Below are 9,789 nucleotides of genomic sequence, written 5' to 3'. Positions count from 1 at the left end.
TCGGGCGCCATGCTCACCGGCTGGCAGCGCGTCGGCGGCGACTGGTACTACCTGCGGCCCTCCGGCGCCATGGCCACCGGCTGGCTGCTCGACGGGGGCGCCTGGTACTGGCTGCGGCCCTCCGGCGCCATGGCCGCGGGCGGCGTCGAGAGCGTCGGCGGGGCCCTCTACTCCTTCGGCGCCTCGGGCGCCATGGCCTCCGACGCGGTCGTCGACCTCGGCGGCGGCGAGGTGGGCTACGCGTCCTCCTCCGGCGCCATCGCGCGGGTGGGCACCCGGGAGGGCGGCGCGGTCGTCCTGCGCGACGCCCAGGGCCGCCCCCTCGCCGGCTGGCAGCAGTTCGGCGGCGCGTGGTTCTACGGCGGCCCCGGCGGCGTGGCCCACACCGGCTGGCTCGACCTGGGCGGCACCTGGTACTGGATGGACGCCGACGGCGTGATGGCCACCGGCGCGCGCACCATCGACGGCAAGACCTACGTGTTCGCCTCCTCGGGCGCCTGGCTGCCGGTGTCGGAGGCCCACGCGGCCGTCTACGCCCGCGCCCTCAGGGAGGTCGAGCTGTGCACCGACCCCTCCATGACCAAGGAGCAGAAGCTGTGGGCCGCCTACGTGCACATCCGCGACGACTTCCCCGAGTACAACCCGCGTGTGCCCCACATGAGGGCCAGCGGCTGGGAGACCATCTACGCCGACGACATCTTCGTGGGCCGCGGGGGGAACTGCCTGAGCTGCGCTGCGGCAATGGCGTTCATGGCCAAGGCTATCGGTTACGAGAACGTGTACGCGTGCAATAGCGGCGGTCATGGCTGGGCCGAGATTGACGGGCTCGTCTATGACCCCGAGTGGGAGAAGAACCATCGCTCGGAGAGCTATTTTGCCAGGCCCATCCATGCGCCGGGAGGGCCGGGGTACACGGACCGGTGCCCCGCTGATTCCCCCTGGCATCGTGTTGCCATCTAGCGTCTCTGATGTTGAAGCCGATACGGTATCGAGATTAGCTCATGGTTTTTAGCTCAATAGTATTCTTGTGTACGTTTTTGGCGGGGGTGTTCCTCCTCTATACCGTTGTGCCTTCCTTGAAGGCTAAAAACGCCCTGCTCATCATCGCGAGTCTGACCTTCTACGCCTACGGGGAGCCGGTGTACGTCTTCCTGATGCTTGGAAGCTCGTTGATGAATTACCTCTGTGCGCTTTGGATTTCCAAGACGCCAAAGCATGCGGAAGGCAAGAACAGGTTCGCGGTAATCATGGCTATTGTCGCAAATTTGGGTTTGTTGGTGGTGTTCAAGTACTCGGGGATGATCGTCGATACTTGCAACACCGCCTTCGGAACCAGTCTGCCCGTGCCCGCCATCGCCCTCCCCATAGGCATATCGTTCTTCACGTTTCAGGCGCTCTCATACGTTATAGACGTGTATCGTGGCGCGGTCGCCGTGCAGCGGAACTTCTTCTACGTGCTGCTTTACATCTCATTTTTCCCGCAGCTTATCGCGGGTCCCATTGTCAAATATCGCGATATCGAGGAGATGATCGTTGGTAGGCGGCAAAGTGTCGAGAACATCGCCCATGGACTCAGGCGTTTCATCTGCGGACTCGCAAAGAAGGTGCTCATTGCCGATACCATGGGGCAGGTTGCCGATGTCATGTTCTCGACCCCTTCCTCCGAGTTGTGCATTCTGACCGCATGGCTCGGGGCCATCGCCTATATCTTCCAGATCTACTACGACTTCAGCGGCTATTCCGACATGGCGCTCGGCCTCGGGATGATGTTCGGGTTCAAGTTCAAGGAGAACTTCAATTACCCCTATAGCGCCTTGAACGTCCAAGATTTCTGGCGCCGGTGGCATATCTCGCTCTCCACTTGGTTCAAGGAGTATCTCTACATCCCCCTGGGCGGCAATCGGAAGGGCAAGCCCCGTGCGGTCTTGAATCGCCTCACGGTGTTTTTCCTGTGCGGCCTTTGGCATGGAGCGAGCTGGACATTTGTGGTTTGGGGTTTGTGGCACGGGCTTTTCCTACTCATTGAGGAGTATGTCCCGATCCTTAAGAGAATGCCGAAATTCTTCGGCCATTTATACACGATTCTCGTGGTAACTCTCGGCTTTGTTCTGTTTAGGGCAGACACGCTGCCCTACGCGCTCAGTTATTTCGGAAGCATGTTTTTCGGCTTCGACTTCTCCGGGGCGCATACTGCGCTGTTTTACGAGCAGCTCACTCCTTGGTTTTTGACTATGTTGGCGGCCGCTGTTGTCGGCAGCGGGCCGATCGTGCCCATTGCCGACAAACTTCGGGAGATCCTCTATAGTTCAGCGGATTTGACGCTTCCCTGGAAGATCGTCTCTGCCCTGCTTTACGTGCTGGCCTTTATCGGTCTTGTCTGGTGCATCGTGCGACTGTCCGCTGGTGGTTATCACCCGTTTATTTATTTCAGGTTCTGAGAGGAGGGGTATGGTGAGAAAAATCGGTCCGCTGGTATTCATAACCGCATGTCTTGCGGTGTGTCTCGTCCCTTCTCTCGGGATGATTGCCAAACCGACGACCCAGCCCGTTGGAAACGAGCAGAGTCTAGACTTGCCGCGGGCTATGGAAGAGGACGGTGTCTTCAACGCGAATATCCTCTCCGATCTTGGGAAATACTTCGAGCAGCATTTCGCGTTTCGTCCTGATATCATCACGGCAGATGCCGTCATCCAAAGCAGCATCTTCGGCGTATCGAATCTTGATTCGGTCGTTGCCGGCACAGATGGCTGGCTCTACTATGCCTCCACGCTGGATGACTATCAAGGCCGAAATGCGCTCAGCAAGGAACAAATCGATGGGATCGTCCACAATCTCGCCCTTGTTCAACAGCGCACCGAGGAGCATGGTGCGCAGTTCTTGTTCGCTGTGGCCCCGAACAAGAACACGCTTTATCCTGAGCATATGCCGAGTTATTACCGCGTCGATGAGTCGGCCGACAGGAATCGCACGCTGCTCAACGCCGCCCTGGCAGATAGCTCGGTGGCCTACTGCAATCTTTTCGATGTCTTCGAAGGGCATGACGAGACGCTCTATTTCTCTCGTGATTCCCACTGGAACAACAAAGGGGCGCTTCTTGCCTACCATGCTGTCCTTTCGGAGCTCGAGAAGCCCCACGATGACTATGCCGACGTGCGGGTTGAAGAACGGGAGGATTTCGTCGGCGATCTAAATAAGATGATGTATCCTTCCATTGGCCATCCCGAGTTGAACTACTATTACGGCGCAGAGGGCGCCTATCAGTACGTCACCGAGACTGCTTCGGTCGAAGAGCCGTTCATTCGGACTGAAAACGGCGATGCTCGGGACTCGCTTTTCATGTACCGAGACTCGTTTGGCAATCTGCTCCTCCCGTTTTTCGCATCCGCTTTCGGCGATGCGATTTTCAGCAAGTCGTTCCCGGTCATGCTCGATATATCGCTTGGCCAGTATCAGCCCGACGACGTGGTCTTTGTGATTGCCGAACGCAATATTGGATGGTTCCTCACCCAGCCGCCTATTATGAGAGCTCCTATTGTTGAGGCCGAATCGATCGATTTGGTCACGACAAAGAGTTTCGATCTCACGGTAAAGATGAGCGAAAACTCGCCACTGTATCTCGAGGTAACGGGATTGGTTGACGAGGAACTGGGGGAGGGCTCGTCTCCTGTCTATCTTTATGTTCGTGACGACGAGGGGTATGGGACACTCTATGAGTGCTACGACTTTCTCACGGACCAACGCGAAGACGCGTTCATTGCCTACTTGGACGCAGGCGATTATGAAGACCTGTCTACGTTGTCGATTTCAGTGGTTGTTCGTGATTCGGCAGGGTTTAAGGCGGTAGGTTCAAACACGGTAAATATTGAGAGGAATTGCGATGACAAAAATTACGAATACTAGAGGAATTGCCAAGTGCGTGGCCGTAATTGCGATTATGGCGTTTGCGATGGTCGCACTGTGCGCTTGCGGTCCCAAAGAGATTACGGTGAATGTGCTTGATGAGGGAAAGAGCACCGAGGTGAGCGCCCATGCAGGAGAGACAGTGGGCGATATCCTGTCTGCCGCGGGTATTGCGGTGAACGAAGGTGACGAGGTGTCGCCGTCTCTTGATTCCGAGATCAAGGACGAGGGGGAGGTCATCACCATCGAGCGCATGAAGAAGGTGGTCATCGCCGTTGATGGCAAGAATATCGATGTCGAGCTTTTGCGTGGCACGGTGCGGGATGCCTTGGAGGAGGCAGGTGTTACGCTGGCGGAAGGCGATGAGGTGTCACCTTCCCTTGACACCGAGATTACCGGCGAGGGATTGACGGTCACCGTCGAGCGTGTGAAGAGCATTGTTGTCGCAGTTGACGGGGAGAACATCGAGGTGGCGATGGTCGATGGCACCGTGCAGGACGCTCTCAACAAAGCGGGGGTCACTTTGGCGGAGGGCGATGAGGTGTCGCCGTCTCTTGATTCCGAGATCGGCGATGGGGACGTGACGATCACCGTCGAGCGGATGAAGCATGTCGTCGTCGCAGTTGACGGGGAGAACATCGACGTGGCAATGGTCAACGGCACAGTGCAGGATGCTCTCGATAGCGCGGGGGTTACTTTGAAAGACGGCGATAAAGTCGATGTCGATACGGCTGCTCCGCTTGAGGACGGCATGCTTATTACCGTCACCCGCTATGTGAAGAAGCCAGAGCCGGCTGCGAGCAACAACACCTCGAGCAGGAACAGCGGCTCGTCTTCGAACAAATCGTCCGAAAAGAGCATTGTAAGCAGAACGCAGGTTCCCAATTGCAGTGGAGACGGCCACGGGTACTACGAGATCACCTGGTCTGACGGATCGATGACGTACGAGGAGTACTAAGGAGCTGCAGCGCATGGAGGACCCGCGCTCCTGGCGCTAATTTGCCCCCACCTCTCATACATGAGAGGTGGGGGTTTGCTGTGTCGACGATGGGTGCGGTTCGCGTCGTTTCGTAGGGGCGGGCTTCAGGCCGCCCGGGGACGGTTGGCGGCTGCGGGCGATAGTCGGAGCAGCCTGCGGAACCGCGGCAGGGAACGGGCTCCTCGGTTGACTCATATCTGCTCACCCTGTTGATCATTTATCGTAAAAAGATTGTGATACAATGCGCGCACGGAAATTGGCATTGAACGATGCTGGGTGTGGATATGAGCTGGGGGCGTAGCATGGGAGATCGCGGGCGGCTTGAGGCGGCGCGGGAAGTTCTGGAGACGTACTTCGGCTACGGCTCGTTTCGGGCGGGGCAGGAGGCGGTGGTGGCCTCGGTGCTGGCGGGACGCGACGTTTTGGCGGTCATGCCCACCGGGGCGGGGAAGTCGGTGTGCTACCAGGTGCCGGCGGTGGTGCTGGACGGCCTGACGCTGGTTATCAGCCCTCTGGTATCGCTCATGGCCGATCAAGTGCGGTCGCTCAAGGAGGCGGGCGTGCGGGGCGCCTACCTGAACTCCACGCTGAGTCCGTCTCAGCAGGGCGAGGTGCTGCGCCGGGCGAGTGCGGGGGCCTACGACCTCATGTACGTGGCGCCCGAGCGGCTGGACGACCCGCGCTTTCTAGCCTTTGCTCGCGAGGCGCTCATCCCCCTCGTGGCGGTGGACGAGGCCCATTGCGTGTCCCAGTGGGGCCAGGACTTCCGTCCCTCCTACCTGGCCATCGGCGACTTCATCGCGGCACTGCCCTGCCGCCCGGTCGTGGCGGCGCTGACGGCTACGGCCACGGGTCGTGTGCGGGCCGACATCGTGCGCCTGCTGGGCCTGGCCGACCCCGCGGTCACGGTGACGGGCTTCGACCGACCGAACCTGCGCTTTGCCGTGGAGCGTCACGAGCCCAAGCGCAAGCTGGCGCGGCTCGATCGCTTCATCGACGAGCGTCGCACCGAGAGCGGCATCGTGTACTGCTCTAAGCGTGCCACGGTGGAGGAGGTCTGCGCTCACCTGCGGGAGCGCGGCGTTGCGGCCACACGCTACCATGCGGGTCTTTCCCCGGACGAGCGCGAGAGCAACCAGCGGGCTTTCGTTGCCGATGATGCGCCGGTGATGGTGGCCACTAACGCCTTTGGCATGGGCATCGACAAGTCGAACGTCAGCTACGTGGCCCACTTCAATATGCCTGGCTCGGTGGAGGCCTACTACCAGGAGGCCGGCCGCGCCGGCCGTGACGGATCGTCGGCGGAATGCCTGCTTTTGTGGTGCGACGGCGACATCGCCACGGGGCGCTTCTTCATCGAACAGGAGTCGTCCAATGAGGCGCTCACGCCCGAAGAGTCCGAGGTGGTGCGCGCTGGTCGCCGTCGCATGCTGGAGTCCATGGTGGGCTACTGCTACACCACCGACTGTCTGCGTCGCTATCTCCTCCGCTATTTCGGGGAAGACGGGGAAAGCGAGGGAGGGTCCGCGCCCGATCCACGCTGCTGTTCGAACTGCGCCGGGCAATTCGAGGCTGTGGACGTGACGGCCGAGGCCCGTGCGGTGATGCGCTGCGTGCAGGCCCTGCGGGGCCGCTTCGGCAAGACCACGGTGGTCGACGTGCTGCGCGGCGCCGATACCGAGAACCTGCGGCAGTGGGGTCTCACGGGCCTGTCCTGCTACGGGTCGGTGGACGCGAAGCGCCCGCTGCTTCTGGAGGTGGTCGAGCTTTTGGCCGCCGGCGAGTATCTGGCCATCACCGAGGGGAAGTTCCCCGTGGTAGGCTTCGGGCCGCGCTACCGCGAGGCCGCCGAGGAGGACTTCCGCCTTACCATGAAGCAAACGCCCAAACCATCGCGAAAGAAGTCGGCGCTCCGGGAATCTCAGACCCGCGCTGTCGGCTCCGGGCACACCTTCGGTGGGGGAGAAGCCGGGGAAGCCCCCGATGCGGCGACCGAGGCGCTGTTCGAGCGCTTGCGCGCCCTGCGCAAGCGCCTGGCCGACGAGGCCGAGGTGCCGCCCTATGTGGTGTTCCACAACTCAACCCTGGCTGCCCTCGCCGCCGCCCGCCCCACGACGGAGGCGGCATTCCTCGACGTGCCCGGCGTGGGCCAGAAGAAACTGCAAACCTACGGCGCTGCCTTTATCGAGGAAATCGCCGCGTTCGAAAACGCCAACCGATAGCATGCCTTCTGGACAAAATGTGCGTTTGCCAGAGCGCTGGCGTGGAACGGTACGACAAAATGCACGTTTGTCAGAGTTTTCTGGCTCCGCAATGACTCTCGGCGCGTCTTCAAACTCTGACAAACGTGCGTCTTGTCCAGGTTTGTCCATAATTTCGGAAACGAGGGCTTTCTCACAGTCGCCTTCGCTCCCTTCCGCGTTACATCCTTGTTTCTGGGCGAATTGCGGGGCGTGGCGGTTAGGTTTCGCGGTAGCATAGGCACCGAGCAATTCCGATACCCGAGGAGGCCCCGTGACGAAAATCGCAATGACCACGCCGCTGGTGGAGATGGACGGCGACGAGATGACCCGCATCATCTGGCAGATGATCAAAGACGAGCTGATCTGCCCCTTTGTGGATCTCAAGACCGAGTACTACGATTTGGGTCTGGAAAACCGCAACGCCACCGACGACATGGTCACCATCGAATCGGCCGAGGCCACCCAGCGGCTCGGCGTGGCCGTGAAGTGCGCCACCATCACCCCGAACGCCGCGCGCATGGACGAGTACGACCTGAAGCAGATGTGGAAGAGCCCCAACGGCACCATCCGCGCCATGCTGGACGGCACGGTGTTCCGTACCCCCATCAACGCGGCGGGCATAGAGCCTTGCGTGCGTAACTGGGTCAAGCCCATCACCATTGCCCGCCACGCCTACGGCGACGTGTACAAGAACGCCGAGATCCGCGTGCCCGGCCCCGGCAAGGTGGAGCTGGTGTACACCGGTGAGGACGGCACCGAGATTCGCGAGCTGGTGCACGAGTACGACGGGGCCGGCGTGGCCCAGGGCATGCACAACCTGGACGCCTCCATCGCCAGCTTCGCCACGAGCTGCTTCGAGTTCGCCCTGGATACCAAGCAGGACCTGTGGTTCGCCACCAAGGACACCATCTCCAAGAAGTACGACCACCGCTTCAAGGACATCTTCCAGGAGATCTACGACGACCAGTACGCCGGGCGCTTCGAGGCGGCCGGCATCGAGTACTTCTACACCCTCATCGACGACGCCGTGGCCCGCGTCATGAAGGCCGACGGCGGCTTCATCTGGGCCTGCAAGAACTACGACGGCGACGTGATGAGCGACATGGTGTCTTCGGCCTTCGGGTCGCTGGCCATGATGACCTCGGTGCTCGTGAGTCCGGCCGGCGTCTACGAGTACGAGGCGGCCCATGGCACCGTGCAGCGCCACTACTACAAGCACCTGGAGGGCAAGGAGACGTCCACGAATTCCGTGGCCACCATCTTCGCCTGGTCCGGCGCCCTGCGCAAGCGCGGCGAGCTGGACGGGTTGGACGAGCTGGTTGCGTTCGCCGACCGTCTGGAAGCGGCTACCCTGGATACCATCGAGGCCGGCGAGATGACCGGCGACTTGGCCCGCATCACCACGCTTGAGAATCCGACTACCCTTTCCACAGGCGAGTTCATCAGGGCCATCGCCCGCCGTTTGGCCGCTTAGGCGGTGCAGCGCGGGGCTTCCTGGAGAGAAACGAGACGATCCCTCTGAGCGCGGCGTCCTTTTGGGCGCCAAAACCTGAGCCCGGTTGGACGCAGGCCCCTTTTCTGCATGGGATCTCGAGTTATGAGCGTCGTGAAGGGATCTGTCGATTCCTCGAGAGAGTGTTGAATCTTTGCGACCTGGGGTTTCGCTGAAGGCGGAATCCCAGGCCGTTCTTTTTGCGCTTCCAAGACGCTCATAACTCGAGATCCTATGCATTTTCGAGGCGGCTCGTCGACGCGGGGATGGCGCGAGGCTCATAACTCTGGATTTCGCGCAAAAATAGGATGCTCCATCGGACGCGCCCGCAGTCCTTCTGTTCTAAGATGGGGAAGCCGCTTTTGCAAGGGCGGCTCGCACTGGCACGACCTGAGGGAAGGGAATGACATGGGACGCATCGAGCTTTCCATTTACGCGCCGCGCTACGTGCCCACGGGCAACGAGGTAGCAGTGATCGAAACATCGAAGGGCGCCGTGCGCGCGGAGCTGTTCGGCCTTGAGACTCCGGTGACCGTGGGCAACTTCGTGGAGCTGGCCGCCAAGGGCTTCTACGACAATCTGAAGTTCCATGCCCGCAAGGAGGGCTCTGTGGTGGTGGGCGGCTGCCCCGTCACGCGATCCATGGGACCGGCTCAGGTGCTGGCGGCCGTGAAGGGCGTCATCCGCGGCATGCATCCAGGTACGGGGGATGCGCGCTATACGATCATCGACGAATGGGGAAGCAACCCCAAGAACATCCATCGCCTGGGCAGCCTGTGCATGGCCCACAAGTCGGCGCCGAATTCCGGCAGCTGCCAGTTCTACTTCTCGCTGGGCGAGCAGCCCGAGTACGACGATCAGTACACGGTGTTCGGCCAGGTGGTGGAGGGTATCGACGTTGTCGAGCGTCTGGCCATCGGCGATGCCGTCAAGGGCATTGCGATCGAAGGCGCCGATGAGGAGGCCCTGGCCTCCGCCATTGCCCAGGAGACTCCGCGGCCGCCCTCGCCCCGCGAGGCCATGGCCGAGCTGGAGCGCCAGCGCGCCGAGCGCGAGGCCGCCACAGCCGCCGAGACCGCCGAGAGCGCGGAGTAGGGAAGGGGCAGGCCCCGCCAGGCTCTTCAGGGGAATAGGTTCTGTGAGAGTCAATCCCGTAGGGCGGGCTTCAGCCCGCT

General features: G+C 61.1%; 6 protein-coding genes and 1 pseudogene. All 7 read left to right on the top strand.

Going from position 1 to position 9,789, the window contains the following annotated elements; genetic code table 11:
• Positions 1–960, top strand: a pseudogene (locus G503_RS16675) (N-acetylmuramoyl-L-alanine amidase family protein); the annotation flags it as partial.
• Positions 961–1,076: 116 nt separating this feature from the next.
• Positions 1,077–2,438, top strand: a complete 1,362-nt coding sequence (locus tag G503_RS0104005; protein ID WP_202805160.1) for an MBOAT family O-acyltransferase — start codon at positions 1,077–1,079, stop codon at positions 2,436–2,438.
• Between the two features lie 10 nt (positions 2,439–2,448).
• Complete coding sequence (locus G503_RS13615; RefSeq protein WP_051190896.1) at positions 2,449–3,900, top strand: alginate O-acetyltransferase AlgX-related protein; 1,452 nt, start codon at positions 2,449–2,451, stop codon at positions 3,898–3,900.
• Positions 3,901–3,916: 16 nt separating this feature from the next.
• Positions 3,917–4,858 (top strand): ubiquitin-like domain-containing protein, encoded by a 942-nt coding sequence (locus tag G503_RS0103995; RefSeq protein WP_028026560.1) that lies wholly within the window; start codon positions 3,917–3,919, stop codon positions 4,856–4,858.
• Positions 4,859–5,181: 323 nt separating this feature from the next.
• On the top strand, positions 5,182–7,101 hold the full coding sequence (recQ, locus tag G503_RS0103990; RefSeq protein WP_028026559.1) for a DNA helicase RecQ: 1,920 nt from the start codon (positions 5,182–5,184) through the stop codon (positions 7,099–7,101).
• A 292-nt stretch (positions 7,102–7,393) separates the two neighbouring features.
• Positions 7,394–8,596: an NADP-dependent isocitrate dehydrogenase gene (locus tag G503_RS0103985; protein ID WP_028026558.1), complete on the top strand. Its 1,203-nt coding sequence runs from the start codon at positions 7,394–7,396 to the stop codon at positions 8,594–8,596.
• A gap of 426 nt (positions 8,597–9,022) precedes the next feature.
• Positions 9,023–9,709 carry a peptidylprolyl isomerase gene (locus tag G503_RS0103980; protein WP_028026557.1) on the top strand — a complete coding sequence of 229 codons (687 nt, stop codon included), beginning with the start codon at positions 9,023–9,025 and terminating at the stop codon, positions 9,707–9,709.
• The last annotated feature ends 80 nt before the right edge of the window (positions 9,710–9,789 follow it).

Origin of the sequence: Adlercreutzia mucosicola DSM 19490 (assembly GCF_000422625.1) — a bacterium.
In the GTDB taxonomy this organism is placed as follows: Bacteria; Actinomycetota; Coriobacteriia; order Coriobacteriales; family Eggerthellaceae; genus Adlercreutzia; species Adlercreutzia mucosicola.
The sequence above is the reverse complement of the archived record's forward strand: the minus strand, read 5'-3'. Positions and strand labels throughout refer to the sequence as shown.

Excerpts from the sequence above, each read along its gene's own strand:
- G503_RS13615 (WP_051190896.1), top strand. The coding sequence starts at position 2,449 with ATGGTGAGAAAAATCGGTCCGCTGGTATTCATAACCGCATGTCTTGCG.
- G503_RS0103980 (WP_028026557.1), top strand. The coding sequence starts at position 9,023 with ATGGGACGCATCGAGCTTTCCATTTACGCGCCGCGCTACGTGCCCACG.
- recQ (WP_028026559.1), top strand. The coding sequence starts at position 5,182 with ATGGGAGATCGCGGGCGGCTTGAGGCGGCGCGGGAAGTTCTGGAGACG.